The organism is Microcoleus harperi Pol14_C6, assembly GCF_036701295.1.
In the GTDB taxonomy this organism is placed as follows: domain Bacteria; phylum Cyanobacteriota; class Cyanobacteriia; order Cyanobacteriales; family Microcoleaceae; genus Microcoleus.
This window is the reverse complement of the sequence record NZ_JAUBQN010000027.1, coordinates 75661-95175: the sequence shown is the minus strand read 5'-3', so window position 1 is coordinate 95175 and position 19515 is coordinate 75661. Positions and strand designations below refer to the sequence as shown.

Here is a 19515-nt window from a genome sequence, read left to right as displayed (position 1 = left end):
ATTCTTTTTTCTAGGTTCAGTTTTTTGCCTTGAGTTCGCGGTTGTTTGAACCGCCTCTCTTCTGGCGCTTTATTAATATACTTATTTCGCAAGGTGTTGTCAAGCGTTTTGCAAAAATATTTTTGACTTTTTTAAAATCCATACATACCAAGGGTTTGAGCTGTTTATTCCCGATTCTGCCTCCTCTGGCTGACTCCTCTTTCCGGGAAGGGGTCTTTTTTTTTTGGCAAGATGGGACTTTTGGGGGGAGTATCTACCGCGCATGGGTAGAATATCTCTACGTGTAGATGTTCTATATATAGATGTTCGATCGCCCGCTCATGAAAAAACTTACAGCCCGCCCTAGTGGCTTATTCATTACCTGCGCTTCACTGCTGATCGCTTGCAGTCAGACGAACACTCCCCAAACCTCCACTACAGCATCTCCGCCGAGTTCGCCATCTCCCGGTGCTTCCCCAGAGGGTTCGCCAGGGGGGAGTTCCAACACTATATCTATAGGTATTGGGGTAGCCCAAACTAGCAATGTGGCTTTACTGGGTCAGGAACAGGTGGCTGGAGCGAAAATTGCTGAGAAGTATTTCAACGATAAGGGCGGTGTGGATGGGGCGCCGATTAGACTGGTGTTCCAAGATACCGGTGGAGATGAACAAGGGACGATCAATGCCTTCAATACTCTGATCAATCAGGATAAAGTGGTAGGTATTGTGGGGCCTACCCTCTCGCAACAAGCTTTTAGTGCCGATCCTATCGCCGATCGAGCAAAAGTTCCCGTACTCGGACCCTCCAATACCGCTAAAGGCATTCCCCAGATTGGCGATTATGTGGCGAGAGTCTCCGCGCCTGTGGCCGTGGTAGCACCTAATGCGGTGAAAGCTGCACTAAAGCAAAATCCCAATATTCAGAAAGTAGCCGTGTTTTTTGCTCAGAATGATGCTTTTAGCAAATCTGAGACTGAAACTTTTCAGACTACTGTTAAAGATATGGGACTGGAATTGGCAACAGTCCAAAAATTCTTGACTACTGATACAGATTTCCAATCTCAAGCTACTAACGCAATAAATGTCAACCCCGATTTGATAATTATTTCCGGGTTGGCCGCCGATGGAGGCAATTTAATTAAGCAATTGCGGGAGTTGGGATATAAAGGCGTTATCATTGGGGGCAACGGTCTGAATACTTCTAATGTATTTCCTGTTTGCAAGGCTCTTTGCGATGGGGTTTTGATTGCCCAAGCCTACAGTCCGGAATACGAAAATGAAGTTAATAAGGCTTTTCGCGATGCTTATCGCGCTCAATTCAAGAAAGAACCGCCTCAATTTAGCGCTCAGGCTTTTACTGGCGTACAAGTTTTTGTTGAGTCATTAAAGGCAATTAATGCTAAGTCTAAGGTTAGCGAAAAGCCGTTGGCAGAGTTGCGTACAAATTTGAATCAGCAGTTGTTGGGTGGTAAGTACGACACGCCTTTGGGGGAAATTTCTTTTACGCCTGAAGGTGAGATTAATCAGAAAGAGTTTTATGTGGCACGGATTAAGATGGAGGCTGATGGCAATAATGGTAAGTTTGATTTTTTGAAATGAGGGGAGAGGGAAGTTGGCAAACTGATTTTGTAACAGATGTAAGGGATGTAACAGGTGTCAGGAAGACCAAAGAAGTAACAGGGAAGAGGGAAACTCGCGGACGTATTTGTTGTTGAATGATTTTGGTGTGATGCTCAACTCTTAACTGGTAATGGACTTAACTCTGTTTTTGCAACAATTTTTGAATGGTTTGTCGATCGGCAGCGTGTATGCTATTTTTTCCCTGGGATACACCCTGGTGTTTTCTATTCTCGGAATTATTAATTTTGCTCACGGTGCAGTGTTTACTTTGGGTGCTTATTTCACTTATGCGCTGATGGGCGGTGCTTTTGGTTTTAACGGGTTGTTGGCTAATGCGAGAATTCCCGTGCAGTTTCCTTTTGGTGTGGCGCTAATGTTCGGCAGTGTGCTGGCTGGTTTGGTGGGAGTAATTGTTGAAAGAGTTGCTTTTTTGCCTTTGCGCCGCAGACACTCAGATCCTCTGCTGACGGTGGTTTCTAGTTTGGGGGCGGCGGTGGCGATCGCCAATATCATCCAGTATATTGTAGGTGCAGAAATTTACACTTTTCCTGCTAATACTTACGGCTATTTACCTCCTGCAATTAACTTCGGCACAGCGGAGCAACCAATTCCGATTCGTACTGTTCAAATAGTAATTTTTGCGGTATCAGTTGCGATTGTTGCTGTCTTAACTTACTTAATAAATTTCACTAAATTTGGCAAAGCAATGCAGGCAGTGGCAGAAGATGCTACTACTTCTAGTCTCTTGGGTATTGATACTGACAGATATATTGTTTTAACGTTTTTTGTGAGCAGTTTTCTGGCGGGTTTAGCGGGGAGTTTGGTGGGTTCTAGTGTTAGTATTGCTGGGCCGTATTTTGGTATTGCTTTTGGTTTGAAGGGTTTGGCGGTGATTGTGCTTGGTGGGTTGGGGAGTATTCCTGGGGCAGTTTTGGGAGGTTTTATAATTGGTTTGGTGGAGGCTTTTGTACCGGGAGATTTTTCTGCTTATAAGGATGCGGTTGCTTTTGCCATATTGTTTATTATGCTCTTGGTTAGACCGCAGGGTTTGTTTGGACGGCGTTTGATTCAAAAGGTATAGTATTATTTGCAAGACATCTAATAAGGGAGGGCGGTTTTGAGAAGGGAAAACTGGTTTCCAGCAAAGACTATACCTAAACCAGCCCGTGTAAACTCTTGTGGAGTTTTATAGACGTACCTAGAAAACTTATTCATACCTTAGAGGCAATTTGATGAATTCGGAAGTTCCATTAATGGTCAGCGATCGCCTTTTTTTGCGATTAGCCAATCCAGACGATATTTGCAAAATCATTAAATTTTACAGAGACAATCAAAGGTTTTTTACTCCCTGGCATAGACATTGGGGGGAGGATTTTTTAACTAAAAGTTATTGGGAAAAACAAGTAGAGAAAGATTTCCAAGGCTTTAACTCTGACAAATCTTTAAAAGTGTGGATTTTTGAGAAGGCTAATCCTGAGTATATTGTCGGTAACGTTAATTTTGATAATTTTGTACGAGGTGCCGGTCAGTTTTGCTTTTTAGGATATAATCTGGCAGAAGCGCAACAAGGTAAAGGTTATATGACGGAAGCTGTGAGAGTTGCAATTCAATATGTTTTTGGAGAGTTAAATTTACATCGCATTATGGCAAATTATATGCCTCACAATCAGCGTAGCGGTAATCTACTTAAAAGATTGGGATTTGTGGTAGAAGGTTACGCTAGAGACTATTTGTTGATAAATGGTCGGTGGGAAGACCATATTCAGACTAGCTTAATTAATCCAAATTGGAAACCAAGCTAACCCGATTTTTCTTAATAACTTCTAATCTAAAATATCTAAAATCCAATGGCTACATTTTTTACTACTTATGGGTTTCTGATTGTCTCGATGTTGCTGGGTGCAATGTTGGGAATGTCGCTATATTTGCCTTTAATGACTGGACAGTTGTCTCTGGCTAGCCCTGGTTTTTATGCTTTGGGTGGGTATATTGCGGCGATTTTATCTACAACGGTTTTTCAACAGACAGGTGGTTTATTTCCACTGCCGTTGTTGTTATTGGAGATGATAATTGCAGGGGTTGTTTCGGGGTTGCTGGGGATTTTGGTGGGAATTCCGGCGCTGCGGTTGAGTGGGATTTATTTGGCGATCGCAACTATTGCTTTTGTGGAAATTTTGCGGGTTTTATCGCTGAATCTGGACATCACTGGCGGGGCTGTGGGAATTTTTGGGATTCCGCAACCGTTTGCGACGCCGCTCGAGTATTTGTGGATTGTACTACCTTTACTGTTGGTAAGTATGGCGATTGTCTATCGGCTAGAACGGATTCGAGTGGGGCGGGCTTTTGCCGCGATCCGCGCTGATGAGTTGGCGGCTGATGCGATCGGGATTAACCCAACTTTTTATAAGGTTCTGGCTTTCACGTTAGGTGCTGTTTTAGCTGGGGTTGTGGGTGCTGTTAGCGCTCATTTCCTGAATACTTGGAACGCCCGTCAAGGTACTTTTGATGCTAGTATTATTTACTTGACTTCTGTGTTGATTGGTGGTAGCAGAACTTTTCTGGGAGCAGTTTTGGGCGGGATGGTGTTTACTGCTTTGCCGGAGGTTTTGAGGGGGATAGCAACTATTCAGGGATTGCCGATTTGGTTGGCGCAATTTCTGCGGGATGGACGTTTAATTATTTTTGGGTTGCTGATTGTTTTGGGGACGATATTTTTTCCGCAAGGTTTGGTGACGCCGGAGTTGTTGAAGAAATTTAAAAAGGCCGATCGTACTTCTGTTTAAAAAAGGATGGCCAGCCATCGCCGACCTCAGCAATCATCACTACCCTATCGTTGATGCGGACTTCAGAGTCGATCGGCTTTCGCGATTCATTAGGGAACCGCCTCAGTTCGATCGCTCCCCATACTCAGATGAGAAATGCGATGTTTCTGCTACACCACCGACAACCAAATACGGCGAAACGCAGTTGTAGCCAACTGGTTTAGATGATTAATTCATGGTTTATGCGGTATTTTTGGATATTCGATCGCTCTTCTCAATGAAATCACTAACTTGAACGCATTGAGAAGAGCTTTGTATTGTTTTCAGGAAGCAGATAGAAACTGCCTAACCTTGATTTACTGCACAGGGTTCCATGAACATAGTTTCCCAAATGTGGCCATCTAAATCCTGAAAGCCATGACCATACATAAATCCGTGGTCTTGCGGTTCATTGTAGGTCGTTCCACCAGCAGCAACTGCCTTGCGAATCATTTTATCCACTTCTTCTCGGCTTTCGGAAGACAAGCACACCAGCACTTCTGTACTCTTAGTGGCATCGCAAATTGCGTTGGGTGTAAATTCCTTGAACTTGGCTTCTGTCAATAGCATGACGAAGATGTCTTCGCTCACAACCATACAAGTGGCAGTTTCGTCAGTAAACTGGGCGTTAAAACTGAATCCAAGTTTAGTAAAAAATTCGACAGACCGATCGAGATTTTTGACGGGTAAATTCAAGAAAATTTTAGTAGCCATGTTTTCTCCTTTTTAACTTCGATCGCCAGGTGAAACATTAACGATTTTTCGCTAATGTTTGAATTGAAGGGTAAGGCCTGTGAGCCAAATTGAAAGGGTTAGGTAGCTGGCTGGACATTAATCATCCACGGTGTGCCAAATCGATCGACAAGCATTCCAAAACTGGTAGACCAGAAAGTCTCTTGGAATGGCATCTTTACCGTTCCGTTTTCTGCCAATTTTTGAAAGATCCGCTCCGCTTCGACCCGATCGTCAAATTGAAGATTCACAGAGAATCCCTGTGGTTTTTTAAAGCCATCGGGTGGAGTATCAGAACCCATCAATACCATTCCACCAACAGTTAAGTTGGCGTGCATGATTCGATCGCGCTGTTCGGAGGGAATTTCCTCAGACATGGGCGCATCCCCATAGGTCATCATCTCGATTTTGCCACCTAAACACTGTTCGTAGAATTTAAATGCAGCTTGGCATTCACCGTCAAAAAAGAGATAAGTATTCGATTGCATCATGTACTCCTTTGGTTAATAGTCGATCGAGCAATCCATTCACGGGAAATGATGCGGCTGCCGGACGAAAAGTTAGGCAGTATTTATGCCCTCAAGAACGCTGGAGTTGTTCTGCCCCCGCCCGAATGCGTTCTTCCTGTTCCCTGAGTTCGGGCGTCAAGGATTCGCCGAAGTCCTCTTCTGTAAAGATGGGGCGAATTTCGATCGCGGATTCTCCTGGCATCGGGTTGGGGCAGCGTTTGACCCAGGCAATCGCTTCGTCCATCGACTGCACTTGCCAGATCCAGAATCCGGCAATCAGTTCTTTTGTCTCTGTGAACGGCCCGTCAATCACGCTGCGATTTGTGCCTGAAAACGTCACCCGCGCTCCTTTTGAGCTGGGATGTAGCCCTTCGCCAGCGAGCATAATTCCCGCCTTAACCAATGCTTCGTTGTATTGCCCCATTTCCGTCAGAAGCTGTTCGCTGGGCATGACGCCTGCCTCTGAGTCTTCGGTAGCTTTGACTAGAACCATGACTTTCATCGTGAAATCTCCTTTTGTTTATAGTTGTTGAGCTGGGCTAAGGTGCGATCGTGAAAACGGCTTTAGACGTTTCTGGATCGAAGGGGACAGAGCAATGCTCGTGCACGATCTGCCATCTGCCCTGTTTCCGCTGGCACGTAGAGGTCATTCGCATCCACATCTGCGCCCCTGGGTGATCTTTTGGCATCCCAGTGAAGTGAAAAAACCAGTGCGCGTGAGCCAAATCACCGCTCACGGTGAGGCTGAGGTCTCGCATCTCAATCCCGAAGGAGTCCGGGAAGCAAGGCAGGCAGGCCTCCCACGTCCGTCGAAATTCATCTGCACCTTTGGTTTGGAACGGCGGTATGGCATCGAAAATAATCACATCTTGGGCGTAGTGCGCCATGATGCGATCGAGGTCTTTGGCGCAGATGGCACTGGCGGTATCTGCGATGATTTGTCGAATCTGGGCTTCGTCTTGTGTTTTGGTGGTTTCAGTTGTCACAGTCATTGCGGTATCTCCTTATTGATGTCGATTGGTTTTCCGGGCGCAGATTGAAAACTGCTAACCCTTGCTCTACCATCTAGTCGAATAGAGGTCTGCGCGATCGACAAGTTGAACATTTTTTCTGGAAAAGTTTGTCAGTGCGGATGTGGAAGTTTGCGTTGAGCGGTATTGACGGCAACTACTGGTCTGATGGCAAGCCCGACAGTTCCACGATCGGGCGAATTTCAACCGTACCTTTACTGGCGCTGGGTATGCGTGCTGCGATCGCGATCGCTTCGTCAAGATCCTTGGCATCGATCAGAAAGTAGCCGCCGAGTTGTTCGCGCGTCTCCGCAAACGGCCCATCGGTGACAAGTTTTTTGCCGTCACGCACTCGAATACTGGTTGCTGTGGCGATCGAGTGTAGCGGCGAAGCACCTAAATATTGACCGTTCGCTTGCAGTTCTTGGGTTAGCTGCAAAGACTTTGCGTAGCATTGCAGCAGCTCGCTTTGAGTCCAGGCATTTTCGTCGCTGTAAATCAGCAATATGTATTTCATCGTTATCTCCAAAATTCGATCTGAGATAGTCGCCTTCATTTAGTAGTCGTTCGGCGAAGCTGCAAATCGACAGCGGAATAAAAAATTTTTTCAACCTAACTCGCGAAGGCGTTTTTCGAGAAAACGACGCTCTGGTTCCTGTTTCACGATCGCCAGCGCCTTTTGGTAGGATTCTCTGGAATCAGCCGTTCTGCCCAGCCGCCGACACAAATCGGCTCGCGCGGAGTGTGCTAGATGGTAGTCTGCCAAATCGCCGCGCGCTAATATTTCGTCGATCGATTGCAGTCCCGCTAAGGGGCCATCGCGCATTGCCACTGCCACCGCCCGATTTAAGGCAACAACCGGCGACGGCTCTAATTGCACGAGCAGGTCGTATAAGCCCACAATCTGCGCCCAGTCCGTGGCAGCAGCACTCTGGGCCTCTGAATGCACCGCTGAGATCGCAGCCTGAAGCGTGTACGAACCAAACCGTCCCGATGATAGCGATTGCTGCACCAGTAACCTGCCTTCAGAAATTTGTGCTTGATTCCAGAGCGATCGATCTTGGTCTTCTAGAAGGATCAGGTCGCCTGTGGAGGAGGTGCGTGCGGTGCGCCGCGATGCTTGCAGCAGCATCAGCGCCAGGAGTCCGATCGCTTCGGAGTCTGGCAAAAGTTCCATTACCAGCCGTCCCAAACGGATCGCTTCGTCAGCGATATCTGCCCGCGTCAGCGATCTGCCAGATGAGGCCGCGTACCCTTCGTTAAACACCAGGTAGATCGTTTGAAGCACGGCGTCCAATCGATCGGGCAAATCGGTTATCGACGGCACTTGATAAGGAATGCGTGCGGATCGGATCTTCGCCTTGGCCCGCACGATCCGCTGCGCCAACGTGGGGGGAGCAATCAGGAAGGCGCTGGCAATTTCCTCGGTACTGAGTCCGCAGACTTCCCGCAGCGTCAACGCCACCTGAGCTTCTGGCGACAGGGCCGGATGACAGCAAGTGAAAATCAAGCGCAGGCGATCGTCCTCAACGTCTTCGTCATCCTCGATTGTGGTGTCACTCGGATCGAGTTGTTGAGCGAGTTCTGCCAAGTGCGTATCAAAGCGAGCGCGACGGCGGATGGTGTCGATCGCTTTAAAGCGACCCGTAGATACAAGCCACGATCGCGGGTTAGCGGGGATGCCGTCGCGGGGCCATTGCGCTACAGCCGCAGCGAAGGCTTCGTGCATCGCCTCTTGGGCGCGGTCGAAGTCGCCCAGGAGTCGAATCAGTGTGGCTAAAACGCGACGCGACTCGGATCGGTACACAGCTTCCACCTGCTGACGGATTTGATTGGCTGCTGTCTCATTCATAAACCGTTCACAAAACAAACATATATTATCGGCCGTGCCGCAGAGTACGGTGCTCCCATTGCGCCCGTGCAATCCGCCAATCGACCTCGCTCCAACCGCGATCGGACATCCATGAGGACCCTGGGCGGGTAGCAACCACCTCTGCTCCTATCCACTCGGCCAAGCGAGCGATCCGGGTATTTGCACTGACGGTAGACCCGGAGATCGCCTTCAGATCGAGTTCCGCGAAACCAAAGTCCAGCAGCGCACGCCCCACCTCGATCGCGTAGGCATATCGTCCCCAATAGGCTGGTGCCAGTTCCAGACCAAATTCCATCTCGCCAGTTTCAGACAATCTTCCCCGCAGTCCACAGCAACCGACAAGGGCGTAAGGTTCCTGTCGTTGTACGATCGCCAGTTGGTAATTGAGTCGAGGGCGATCGCCTGCCCATGCCTGAAACATCTCGAATAGACGTGCGGCATGGTCGGGAGTAGACCGATCGGGTTCATAAAATGTCTGGTTGCGCGGATCGGCTTGATAGTCCAAGAATGGCGATCGATCGGAATCTACAAAGTCACGCAGCAGAAATCTTTTGGTTACAATCTTTATCATGACTTATAACTTTAATTATGGGCTATTAAACAAACATCATATTCTGCCAAATCTTAATAGTTTTGTCACTGCTGCCGCTAGCCAAAAACTCTCCTTCCGGGCTAAAATTAACCGAATACACCGAGTTAGTATGACCTGCAATATTACAAATTTCTTGGCCGTCTTTCACTCGCCAAATCTTGATAGTTTGATTGCTGCTGCTAGCCAGAATTTCGCCATCGGGAATAAAAGCAATAGAATCAACATACCAAGAATGTCCTGTGATAGTTAAAACTTCTTGCCAATCTTTGATCCACCAAATTTTAATAGTATTGTCATGGCTGCCGCTAGCCAAAAACTCTCCATTTGGACTAAAAGCTATGCAACGAACGGAGTCTATATGACCTGTAAGTGTACGAATTAGCTTCCCATCTTTAACTCGCCAAATTTTGACTGTTCTGTCCCAACTGCAGCTAGCAAGAGTTTCGCCATCAGGGCTAAAAGCAACAAAATAAACTAAATTGGTGTGGCCCGCAAGGGTACGAATTTCTTGCCCGTCTTTGACTCGCCAAATCTTGATTGTTTGGTCCCAACTGCTGCTAGCAATAATTTCGCCATCGGGACTGAAAGCTGCCCCGTAAACAGAGTTACTGTGACCGATCAGGGTGCGGATTTCTTGCCCATCTTTCATCCGCCAAAGTTTGACAGTTTTGTCGTGGCTGCTGCTGGCTAGCATCTGTCCGTCCGGGCTGAAAGCTACTGTATAAACCGAGTTAGCGTGTCCTGTCAGGGTGAGAATTTCTTGCCCGTCTTCAACTCCCCACAGCTTGATTGTTTTGTCATCGCTGCCGCTGGCTACAACTTCTCCGTTGGGGCTGAAAGCCACAGAGTAAATTAAGTTTTTGTGACCTGTCAGGGTGTGAAGACATTGCCAGTTATAGGTTTGCTGTTGGGGCTGGGGGGGAGTTTTTCCTGGTTTAACTAACTTGGAATTTATTTGAGGAATTGCTAGATCGATCGCCACTTGGGGATTAATTTCTTTTAATACTTCAAGAGCCGTTTGATAGCGGCGGTTGGTAGCATTTTGAATCATTTTGTCTAAAATTTTTCCGAGTTGTTCACTCACCGGGTTGTTGGCCAAATACTGCCGCCATATCCAGGCATCTTCACCAGGATCGAACAGGTCAAAAGGGGAAACTTGAGTTAACAAATACAAACAAGTTACGCCTAAACTGTACAAATCGCTGGTAAAAAATGCTTTGCCTCTAGCTTGTTCGGGGGCGATGTATTCGGGGCTGCCGATGCTAGTTCCTGTTTTGAGTAAGGCTGTACCTGTGGCAATTTTTGCGGCGCCAAAGTCTACTAAAACTAATTGTTTGTCGGCGCGGCGGATGATGTTTCCGGGCTTGATGTCTCGGTGAATAACGTGGTGGGAATGGATGAAGTGAAGGACGGGTAATAAGCTATTGAGTAAGTCTTGAATTTGATTTTCTGTAAATGTGCCTTCTGTTTCTACAATTTGTGCTAAATTTTGCCCGTCGATAAATTCTTGGACTACATATTGTCTGCTGTCTTGGATGGAATAGGCTAAGAGTTCGGGAATTTGAGGGTGTTTGCCCAATTCGTCTAATCGCATTGCTTCTTGTTCAAAAAGTTCGGCTGCTTTTTTGCTGTTGCGATTGCTTGCTGATGGGATGAGTTGGGTTTCTGGGGGTAAAAATTGTTTGATGACGCAGCGAGGTTTTGAGGGTTTGTCTTCGTCAACGGCGAGAAATGTTCTACCAAAACCGCCTTGTCCGATCGCCTTTATAGCCCGGTAGCGATCGCGCAGCAGCAGTTTTGAACGGCAATTCCTACAAATTTTGGCTGCGGGAGGGTTTTGCGGCTTGGAACAGTTGGGGTTTAGGCAGTAACTCATTCGATTTTAGATTTTAAATTTCTGCTTGTAAATTTTATTTGTTGAAGGTTTGCACCAGGCAATACATATTATACCTCTTCTCACACTTTAGAAAATTTGGCGTTGCTGATTTAGGGTAGGAAAGGCTAAATATGCAAGTCATAGAAACCAGTATTTACCCAACTTCCCGATTTTCAAGTTATTTTTTTATACCATGATTAAGCAACGCTATCAATGTTACAATCAATGTCGGGATTAGTCAAGTCTAATAAAAGTTCTTAGGGGTTTTCTTTTTAAGTATTTTGGTTGTTGTAAACAACTCAACTTAACTTGACAACTTTCAGTCTTTATAGCTGCCTGATTGAAAAAATAGGCGTTTCTGATTTACGGTATAAAAGAGTAAGGAGACAAATTATATAAACCAGTGTTCACAAAAATTCTTGATTTATAAGTATTTTTTTATTCCTAATTAAGCAACCCTAAAAAAATATTTTATTTAATTTAATGAAAGGTTTAATTTCCCAACATTTAATCAACATTATTAAAAGATATTAAGTAGAAAGTTCTTGCTGTTAGTGAACGTACTCTATTAACAAAAATTGCCACAAAAAATGAGTCAAAAGCTAATTTGGTATGAACGTATAGAAATTTTATTGACAAAATACAACATTTTACTAACCATCCTGCAATCCCTTATAGGCTAATCAAAAACTACCTTATAGAGCAATAATTTAATCATCTAAAATCACTTCTGCATCCTGTGTTGCTTGAGAACTTTAGCAGGACTAACAAATGAAATGCCCTGAGAAAAAGAGGTACTAATCATGACAGCTTCAATGATAGGCTCATAAACCGTTTTTTCTGCAACCCACTCCACAATAAAGTTTGCACCTGACCCTCCACTTGTATCATTTGCTGCAATGAAAAAGTCTGTGGAAGCAAGCGGCTTGAGTTCTACAGGACTCTTAATATCCTGCCTAATCAATTGCCCATCGGTATCGTAGTAACGCACAGAAGTGATAATAATCGAATTCGTCAGATCCGTATTGCGAATACTGAGCGTGGCTGACAACTCCATCACATCATCCTGGCTATTGTAGTGATAAATATGCGAATAAATAGGGACATATACGGTTTGTCCCATCACAACTTTTGTTTTATCTAACGTGACCGATCTCAGTGAGGTTTCACGTTTTGTATCAGGTTGTTGCCTTTGTGAGGTAGTTTGCTCTGAACAAGAGGTAATGACGATCGCGGCGATCGCCCAAGCAACCCAGAAATGCTGTTTCAGCTCCATCAACATCCATCCAAATACACCACATACATTGCAGTTACGCCTACAGCAGAGTGCACCTTCTCTCTCGTTTGAGGCGGCTTAGTGATAAGGTTTGAGCCGCAGTTCAATCTGAAACGTTGAGCCTTTGCCCACTTCACTCGTCACATGAATTTTTCCACCGTGGGCCTCGACAATCTGTTCCACGATCGCTAACCCTAGGCCAAATCCACCACTATCGAGCGATCGCTCAGTGTCAACCCGATAGAAGCGATCGAAAATATAGGGTAAGTCCGATTCTGGAATGCCGATGCCCGTGTCGAGTACCTGAATGATTGCCCAGCCTGGATGGGAAATTAAGCGTAATTGTACCATTCCTCCAGCAGGCGTGTATTTACAGGCATTGTTGAGCAAGTTTTCGACTACCTGCCGTAGCAAATCAGGGTCAGCCCACAATTCGCTCCGTTGCTCAGAGGGTTTGTAGGTTAGTTTGAGGTTCTGAGATTGTGCAAGCGGAGCGAACTCGGTTGCTAAATTGCTCAGCAGATCGTTGAGATTGAGTAACTTGAGCGATTCAGGCACAAGCCGTCCTTGATGACGAGCTAACAGCAGCAAATTATTCACCAGCAGTCCCATTGATTTGGCACTGTCTACAATGTTTTCCAAGGGGGGGTGGTAGCGCGAGTCATCAGTCGCAATCATTAACCCAAGCTGGGCATTGGTGAGGATGGCAGAGAGGGGCGATCGCAACTCATGGGAAGCATCGGCTGTAAAGCGTTGAAGTTGTTGATAGGCTTGCCGAATCGGTTGCATGGCCAGCCCGCTAAGAAACCAACCTGTGAGGGCAATTAAGCCCAGTGTCAGCGGGACAGCGAGAGTTAGCACGATCTGAAGCTCAGTGAGCCTGTTTTGAGTTTCTGTCAGGGGAGTTGCAACCTGAAGATAACCGAGTACCCCTGTTCTACCTTCAACGGGTAATGTCACCTGACGCAGCCAGATTCCTTTTCCCAAAAGTGGATCGGTTGATCGAACTGTGAGATAACCAAAGGGCGTATTTAACTGCTCTGGGGAAGGAGTTCCAAAAAAACGAACGAGCCGCCTTTGGGCGTTAAACCAGCGCACATAAATCAGATCTTCTGCAAGGGGATGAGACCCACTGCCTAACAAGGGGACATGACTCAGATCGACCTGGTTCTGGTTTTGGCGAACTTCATAATACACGCTGGCAGCCATGACTCTAGTTTTGTCATAGAGCAGTAGGTCAAGCGCTTCTAGTTTATCTTTCACCTCAATCTGATAAATCACCCCAGCAAACAGCACGAGAATGCTTCCCATTGAGAGGGTGAACCAACGAGCCAGATTGCGACGACTTTGATTGAACACGGCGTGCCTTTACGATCGTTACTGTTCAGGGGAAGTGAGGCGATAACCCATACCGTAAATGCTCTCAATCCAGTCTGCCGATCCTACAGCCTGCAAGCGTTGGCGGAGTTTGCGAACTAGAACGGTGATCGCATTGCTCTCTGGTTGAGTCCCCCATTCCCACACCGCTTGTTCAATCTGATTCCGACTCAAAACCTGTCGAGGATGACGCATAAAATATTCCAACAACTGAAACTCGCGACTGGAGAGGGAAACGGTTGCACCTTGTCGCTCAACAGTCAGAGTATCGAGGTGGAGGTGCAGATCCTCAAGGCTGAGCGTATCTCCTTGCCAAAGGGGTGATCGCCGTCTTAATGCCCGGACTCGTGCCATGAATTCAACCAAATCGATCGGTTTCACCAAGTAGTCATCTGCACCTGCGTCTAACCCGGTCACTTTTTCAGGGGTGGTGTCTCTTGCGGTGATCATCAAAATCGGCGCTGTTTTCCCTGCGGCTCGATATTGACGACACAGATTTACCCCACTGATATGTGGCAACATCCAGTCCAAAATCAACAAATCATAATCTTTTTCTGATAACAGCCACTGTGCCGTCTCTCCATCTTTTACCCCATCCACGCTATGTCCTGCTTGAGCTAGTATCGTTTGCAGCGGCATCAGTTGCTTTGGGTCGTCCTCCACAAGTAGGATTCTCATATATTTCTTTAATTTGGCTTATAAACGTTGATATATTGATATGCCAGCAATTCTCATTATGACTTTGGCAGAGAAGTTTGAACTGGTGAGGACTCTGGGGTGGACGATGGAGATGGACAGACTTCCATGGCTTGAATCAAGCCGCGATCGAGGGTGAATCGATGACCCACGCGCTCATCGACAAGAACTGCTCCAGCCAAGTCACGCACGACCTGATGCACATCGACCAAAATGTGCCCGATCTCCTCCGAGTAAAAGGAAACCGGCTCGACGTGCGGATCGATCTCGCTCCATTGCTCCGTCCAGTAAGCGCAAACTTCTTCAGGTCCACGGACAAAACCGCCTTTGAACGCTTTCGGCCAAGCCACGTCCGGAGTCATGAGGGCAAGGGCAGCGTCAATGTCCCGCGCGTTGAAGGCTGCGTACGCCGCATGGAGCAGTTCGATTTCTGGTGCAGGTCGATCTGACATAAGTTGATCTGACATAAGAGGTATGGTGACAGCAGGTTTCATTATGCAAGATTATGAGAGTGATTCCCATCAAAACTCGCTATTTTGAAGAATTTCGGTATCTGAAACCCTTATTCCCTCGTTAGCAATCTAGGCTTGAAAGCTCAATTTATAGTGCAAGGGTTCCAAAATGAGAATTGCTGTTGATATGCTGGTGAAATTTACCTATTTTAAGTATTAATCTAAAAATGCCAACACTTACTTTTTTTCTACTTGCAGCTCTAGGAGAAATCTCTGGGTGTTACGCTTTCTGGGCATGGGTGAGACTTGAAAAGAGTATTTTGTGGATTTTTCCAGGCATTTTAGCTTTAATCAGTTTTGCGCTTTCTCTAACTCAAGTCAATGCTTCAAATGCTGGAAGAGTATATGCTGCCTAGGTCGGTATTTACATTCTTACATCTCTGGTTTGGTTGTGGCTCATTGAAGGAGTTAAGCCAGATAAGTGGGACTTGCTTGGTGTTACAATTTCCCTGATTGGAACTGCTGTAATTTTGTTCAGCCCACATCGCTGATTGCTGTTTATATAGAACTCGAATAGTTGACGCATCTCCCTTGAGTATGATTTCAGCATACCGATCGGTCCACTAAAGTGCAAATAGATCGCCGGGCAAGCGTTTAAAACAGATAGGTGTAGTATGTGGCAGGTTACTAAACGTTGGCTAAAAGCATCAGGCGCAGAGTTTTGGTTGCCATTGCCGATTGTGGCGATCGCGTTTTGGGTTGGTTCCAGTTTCCTAATGGCTCAAGAATTACAAAAACCCCAGATCCCAAAGAATAAACTTCAGGCAGATACCCAGCTTAAAGCAACAGTGTCTGTCAATATATTGCTCATCAACGCGGTGATTAACCGAAAACAAGGAACAACCTTGGTTGCGGTAGAAACAGCAGAACCCATTTTGAAGCAATTGGAATTAGAATTGCCAATGACTGACGCAACCCAGATAGAGGCAGCGATCGCGCAAGAACTACAGTTATCGCGTCAAAATGTTCGCCAGTTAGTCCGTTACGAGATCGTTGAATAAGTTTATTGTTTCAATATTGCGATCGCATCCAGTCAAATAAGGCTGGCAAATCCATAGGTTTCCTGGCTGCGATCGCGCAAATTTGTTAAGTGGCAAGCGCCAAAGGCTCTTGCCACTTCACTGTTAGGAACTACTGAGTGACGATTTCGTTAGTGATGGAAACATTCGCTGCAACTTGCCGAGCGATTTGTTCTGCCAATGCTTTTTGTTCGGCCGTTTGAACGCGCCCGGTTAACACAATCGCATTAGCTCGATCGTCTGCGTCCAAATCGAATTGCTTGAGGGTGGTATCCGAGTCCAAGGCATCTTCTACGCGATCGGCAATATCGTCAATGTTTTGATTGTCAGCCGTCTGTGCGGTCGTGGTTGCAGGCGCAGAAGCGGTTGGAGCAGTCGTATTTCCAGTGGCAGTTGTGGGACCAGAAGTAGATGGAACAGTTGTCTGTGAATTATTGGGCGGGTTGCAAGCACCTAAACCCAAAATTGCAACAGTGCTGACGCTGATTCCTTGCACCAATAGCTTTAATAATTGCATACTCTTTGTCTGTTTTGTTTGTTTTGAAACGCAATTTTGCCGATAAACTTCAGCAGGAAGTTTTTCATCATCTCAACTTAACAAGTGAATGTACAATCGTTCCTCCATCAAAAGTAATGCTTTTTACAGCACTATTAAAAGGCAACAATAAATCAAATACAGTGAACTGAGGTTTGCAAGTCCACAAGCTATCTCAATCCCTTATCTACCTATGTCTAGGGAGCAAATGTGATCCAAATGTGAGTAACAGAAATCAGTCCATCACTTTTTGCTCACATTCATCAATGACGCTAGAAACAAGACGAAACAACAGAGAAGCACTTGGCTTGACAAGAAACTTTATGACTGCAACGAATGTAGAAAAATTAGTAGAACACTCTTGGCATCACCTCTCTGTCGAGAAAGTGGCTCGGCTTTTAGATACTGACCTGGAAATAGGTCTATCTTCCGATGTGTCAGCACAACGGCGCGAGATCCTCGGCCCCAATCAACTAACGGCTCAGAAGCAGCAAAGTGCCTGGTTGCGATTTTTTCAGCAACTGAATCAGCCGCTAATCTACATTTTGTTAGCCGCTGGCATAGTAACAGCATTTCTCAAAGAGTGGATTGATTCAGGGGTAATTTTTGGGGTGGCTCTGACGAATGCCACCATTGGTTTTGTTCAAGAATCAAAGGCCGAAAATGCGATCGCCGCTTTAGCAAAATCTGTTGCAACTGAGGCAACCATTCTCCGCAACGGTCAAAAGCAAGTGGTTTCATCCAGCGAACTGGTTCCGGGCGATCTCGTCTTGCTGTCTTCTGGGGATAAAGTGTCTGCGGATCTGCGGCTGATCGAAGTCCGTGACTTACAGGTCGATGAGTCAGCGTTAACGGGAGAATCTGTCCCGGTTGAGAAGGAATCCCAGGCGCTAGAGGCAGACGTTCCACTGGCCGAGCGCACGAACATGGCGTATACCGGAAGCCTGGTAACGTTTGGACAGGGACGCGGACTGGTCGTCAGCATTGGTGACATGACCGAGACGGGACACATTTCCCAACTGATGCAGCAAAGCACCGCGTTGGAAACCCCACTGAGTCGCAAAATTGACAAATTTAGCCAAACCTTGCTGTACGTCATTTTAGGTTTGGCTGCCTTCACCTTTGCTGCAGGCATTGCCCAGAGATTTTCTTGGGTTGAGGTGTTCAAGGCCTCTGTGGCGCTGGCAGTCAGCGCAATTCCTGAAGGCTTGCCCGCGATTTTAACGGTGACACTGGCGATCGGCGTTTCCCGGATGGCAAACCAACACGCCATTATTCGCAAACTTCCGGCAATTGAGACGCTGGGCAGCACCACCGTGATTTGTTCCGACAAAACCGGAACCTTGACAGAAAATCAAATGACTGTTCAAGAGATCGATGCCGGTGGAAAGCGATATCGGGTTAGCGGTGGAGGATATGCACCTGACGGGAAAATTTCTGTAAACGGACACTCCGTTGACCTGCCGAACGCACCTGCTTTATATGAATGCCTGCAAGCAGGACTGTTGTGCAACGATTCTTATCTAGACGTACTAGACGGGAACTGGACTGCGATCGGCAGTCCAACGGAAGGGGCGCTGGTTGCCGTAGCCCAAAAAGCGGGGTTAATCACTGAGAAACTGGAGGAAGCGCTTTGCCGGCTCGATACACTGCCGTTTGAATCTCAGTTTCAATACATGGCAACCTTACATGACGATCGCCCAGAACGGTTGATTTTTGTCAAGGGTTCAATTGAGGCAATTCTGAAGCGGTGTCGCCAGATGCTCGATGAAGAGGGAGAGGCGATCGCCATCAACCCAGCGCCGATCGAGCAAGCCGTGGAGAGGATGGCGAAAAAAGGGCTACGAGTTCTGGCACTTGCCAAGAAAGTTGTACCCGCTTCTCAATCTTCAATTGAGCATTCTGATATTGAGCAAGGGTTAACTTTTCTGGGGCTGCAAGGCATGATCGATCCGCCTCGCCCCGAAGCCATTCAAGCGATTCAAGCCTGTAAGTCTGCTGGAATTCAGGTGAAGATGATTACGGGCGATCATGCCAAAACAGCAGCAGCGATCGCGCACCAAATGGGACTGAATCAAACCCAAGAGGCTCCCGTTTTTACCGGTCAAGAACTCGCTCAAATGAATCAGCAGCAATTCGCCAATGCTGTCGAACAAAGCTTTGTATTTGCTCGTGTAGCGCCAGAACAAAAGCTTCGCATTGTCGAAGCACTTCAGTCTAAGGGCGAGATTGTGGCGATGACTGGAGATGGAGTTAATGATGCTCCCGCCCTGAAGCAAGCTGATATTGGGGTAGCGATGGGCATCACGGGTACTGAAGTGACAAAAGAAGCCGCAGATATGATTCTGACGGATGACAACTTTGCTTCGATCGAGAAAGCCGTTGAGGAAGGACGCACGGTTTATAAGAATCTGCTGCGGGCGATCGCCTTCATCCTGCCCGTGAATGGTGGAGAGTCGATGACCATCTTGATTGCCGTACTTTTGGCAACCCCGCTACCCATTTTGCCAGTACAAATTCTCTGGCTGAATATGGTCAGTTCAGTTGCATTGAGCTTACCGCTGGCATTTGAGCCACCCTCTCCCGATGTCATGCAACAGCCGCCTCGACCTGCCAATGAACCGCTTCTGTCTCGCAGGCTGACCGCTCGGATTCTGACAGTTTCGGTATTTAACTGGATTGCGATCTTTGGGATGTTTGAATGGATCGTCCAAACCACAGGCAATGAAGCTCTAGCCCGGACGATGGCAATTCAAGCATTGGTGGCGGCAGAAGCTTTTTACCTGTTAAGTATCAGTCGCTTCATTCCGGCGATCGCCGCCAAACTGCGCGGTAAAGATGAATCCGTTGGCTATGCTGTGGCGATCGGCATTGGGGCTATTTTCATTCTCCAATTCCTGTTTAGCCAATTGGGCATTATGAATCAGTTATTCGACACAGAAGCTTTGAACATAATCCAAGGCTTAATTTGTATCGGATTCGGACTGCCCATGATTCCTTTGTCAGCTTTGCTAAAGCGTTTTGCACCTCTGAACTAAGTGGCTTTTGTGATGCAACCATTGCCAGCGGCTTTACACACTATTTACCAATTTTGTAGCGTTGAATATTT

19 protein-coding genes and 1 pseudogene are annotated in these 19515 nt (G+C 46.7%); 7 read left to right on the top strand and 13 right to left on the bottom strand.

The features are described 5' to 3' along the window. Positions 1-320 precede the first annotated feature (320 nt). From QUA27_RS18490 to QUA27_RS18475, 4 genes are all read left to right on the top strand, one after another. Complete coding sequence (locus QUA27_RS18490; RefSeq protein ID WP_333069600.1) at positions 321-1577, top strand: ABC transporter substrate-binding protein; 1257 nt, start codon at positions 321-323, stop codon at positions 1575-1577. A gap of 151 nt (positions 1578-1728) precedes the next feature. Beyond that, positions 1729-2679: a branched-chain amino acid ABC transporter permease gene (locus QUA27_RS18485; protein WP_333069599.1), complete on the top strand. Its 951-nt coding sequence runs from the start codon at positions 1729-1731 to the stop codon at positions 2677-2679. Positions 2680-2851: 172 nt separating this feature from the next. Further along, on the top strand, positions 2852-3400 hold the full coding sequence (locus QUA27_RS18480; RefSeq protein ID WP_333069597.1) for a GNAT family N-acetyltransferase: 549 nt from the start codon (positions 2852-2854) through the stop codon (positions 3398-3400). Between the two features lie 45 nt (positions 3401-3445). Continuing rightward, positions 3446-4381, top strand: coding sequence for a branched-chain amino acid ABC transporter permease (locus tag QUA27_RS18475; protein ID WP_333069596.1), 936 nt, complete (start codon positions 3446-3448; stop codon positions 4379-4381). 324 nt (positions 4382-4705) lie between these two features. Here QUA27_RS18475 and QUA27_RS18470 read toward each other — a convergent pair whose 3' ends face one another. The 12 genes from QUA27_RS18470 to QUA27_RS18415 form a co-directional block, all read right to left on the bottom strand. Beyond that, positions 4706-5113, bottom strand: a complete 408-nt coding sequence (locus tag QUA27_RS18470; RefSeq protein WP_333069595.1) for a VOC family protein — start codon at positions 5111-5113, stop codon at positions 4706-4708. A gap of 98 nt (positions 5114-5211) precedes the next feature. Then, positions 5212-5622 (bottom strand): VOC family protein, encoded by a 411-nt coding sequence (locus tag QUA27_RS18465; protein WP_333069594.1) that lies wholly within the window; start codon positions 5620-5622, stop codon positions 5212-5214. A gap of 88 nt (positions 5623-5710) precedes the next feature. After that, entirely contained in the window at positions 5711-6142 is a 432-nt protein-coding gene (locus QUA27_RS18460) for a YciI family protein (protein WP_333069592.1), read from the bottom strand. 37 nt (positions 6143-6179) lie between these two features. Continuing rightward, positions 6180-6632 carry a YybH family protein gene (locus QUA27_RS18455; protein WP_333069591.1) on the bottom strand — a complete coding sequence of 151 codons (453 nt, stop codon included), beginning with the start codon at positions 6630-6632 and terminating at the stop codon, positions 6180-6182. Positions 6633-6807: 175 nt separating this feature from the next. After that, the gene (locus QUA27_RS18450) at positions 6808-7167 is read right to left on the bottom strand and encodes a YciI family protein (protein ID WP_333069589.1); all 360 of its coding nucleotides are present in this window, start codon (positions 7165-7167) and stop codon (positions 6808-6810) included. 90 nt (positions 7168-7257) lie between these two features. Further along, the gene (locus tag QUA27_RS18445; protein ID WP_333069588.1) at positions 7258-8502 is read right to left on the bottom strand and encodes an RNA polymerase sigma factor; all 1245 of its coding nucleotides are present in this window, start codon (positions 8500-8502) and stop codon (positions 7258-7260) included. A gap of 25 nt (positions 8503-8527) precedes the next feature. Then, a complete protein-coding gene (locus tag QUA27_RS18440) occupies positions 8528-9094 on the bottom strand; it encodes a GNAT family N-acetyltransferase (RefSeq protein ID WP_333069586.1) in 567 nt (188 codons plus the stop codon). 25 nt (positions 9095-9119) lie between these two features. Further along, positions 9120-10991, bottom strand: coding sequence for a protein kinase domain-containing protein (locus tag QUA27_RS18435; RefSeq protein ID WP_333069584.1), 1872 nt, complete (start codon positions 10989-10991; stop codon positions 9120-9122). 724 nt (positions 10992-11715) lie between these two features. Then, positions 11716-12273 carry a DUF3124 domain-containing protein gene (locus QUA27_RS18430; RefSeq protein WP_333069582.1) on the bottom strand — a complete coding sequence of 186 codons (558 nt, stop codon included), beginning with the start codon at positions 12271-12273 and terminating at the stop codon, positions 11716-11718. A 72-nt stretch (positions 12274-12345) separates the two neighbouring features. Then, a complete protein-coding gene (locus QUA27_RS18425; RefSeq protein ID WP_333069581.1) occupies positions 12346-13626 on the bottom strand; it encodes a sensor histidine kinase in 1281 nt (426 codons plus the stop codon). An 18-nt stretch (positions 13627-13644) separates the two neighbouring features. Next, positions 13645-14322 (bottom strand): two-component system response regulator RppA, encoded by a 678-nt coding sequence (gene rppA / locus QUA27_RS18420; RefSeq protein ID WP_333069579.1) that lies wholly within the window; start codon positions 14320-14322, stop codon positions 13645-13647. A gap of 56 nt (positions 14323-14378) precedes the next feature. Beyond that, positions 14379-14834 (bottom strand): nuclear transport factor 2 family protein, encoded by a 456-nt coding sequence (locus QUA27_RS18415; RefSeq protein WP_333069577.1) that lies wholly within the window; start codon positions 14832-14834, stop codon positions 14379-14381. Positions 14835-15019: 185 nt separating this feature from the next. Between QUA27_RS18415 and QUA27_RS27465 the strand changes: the two are divergent. Further along, a pseudogene (locus QUA27_RS27465) lies at positions 15020-15343 on the top strand (YnfA family protein). Between the two features lie 123 nt (positions 15344-15466). Next, entirely contained in the window at positions 15467-15853 is a 387-nt protein-coding gene (locus QUA27_RS18410; protein WP_333069575.1) for a hypothetical protein, read from the top strand. A gap of 130 nt (positions 15854-15983) precedes the next feature. Here the strand turns inward: QUA27_RS18410 and QUA27_RS18405 are convergent, their stop codons facing one another. Further along, positions 15984-16388 carry a BON domain-containing protein gene (locus QUA27_RS18405; protein WP_333069573.1) on the bottom strand — a complete coding sequence of 135 codons (405 nt, stop codon included), beginning with the start codon at positions 16386-16388 and terminating at the stop codon, positions 15984-15986. 341 nt (positions 16389-16729) lie between these two features. On the opposite strand from QUA27_RS18405, the gene QUA27_RS18400 reads away from it, so the two are divergent. Next, positions 16730-19444: a cation-translocating P-type ATPase gene (locus QUA27_RS18400; protein WP_333069572.1), complete on the top strand. Its 2715-nt coding sequence runs from the start codon at positions 16730-16732 to the stop codon at positions 19442-19444. Positions 19445-19515: the final 71 nt, after the last annotated feature.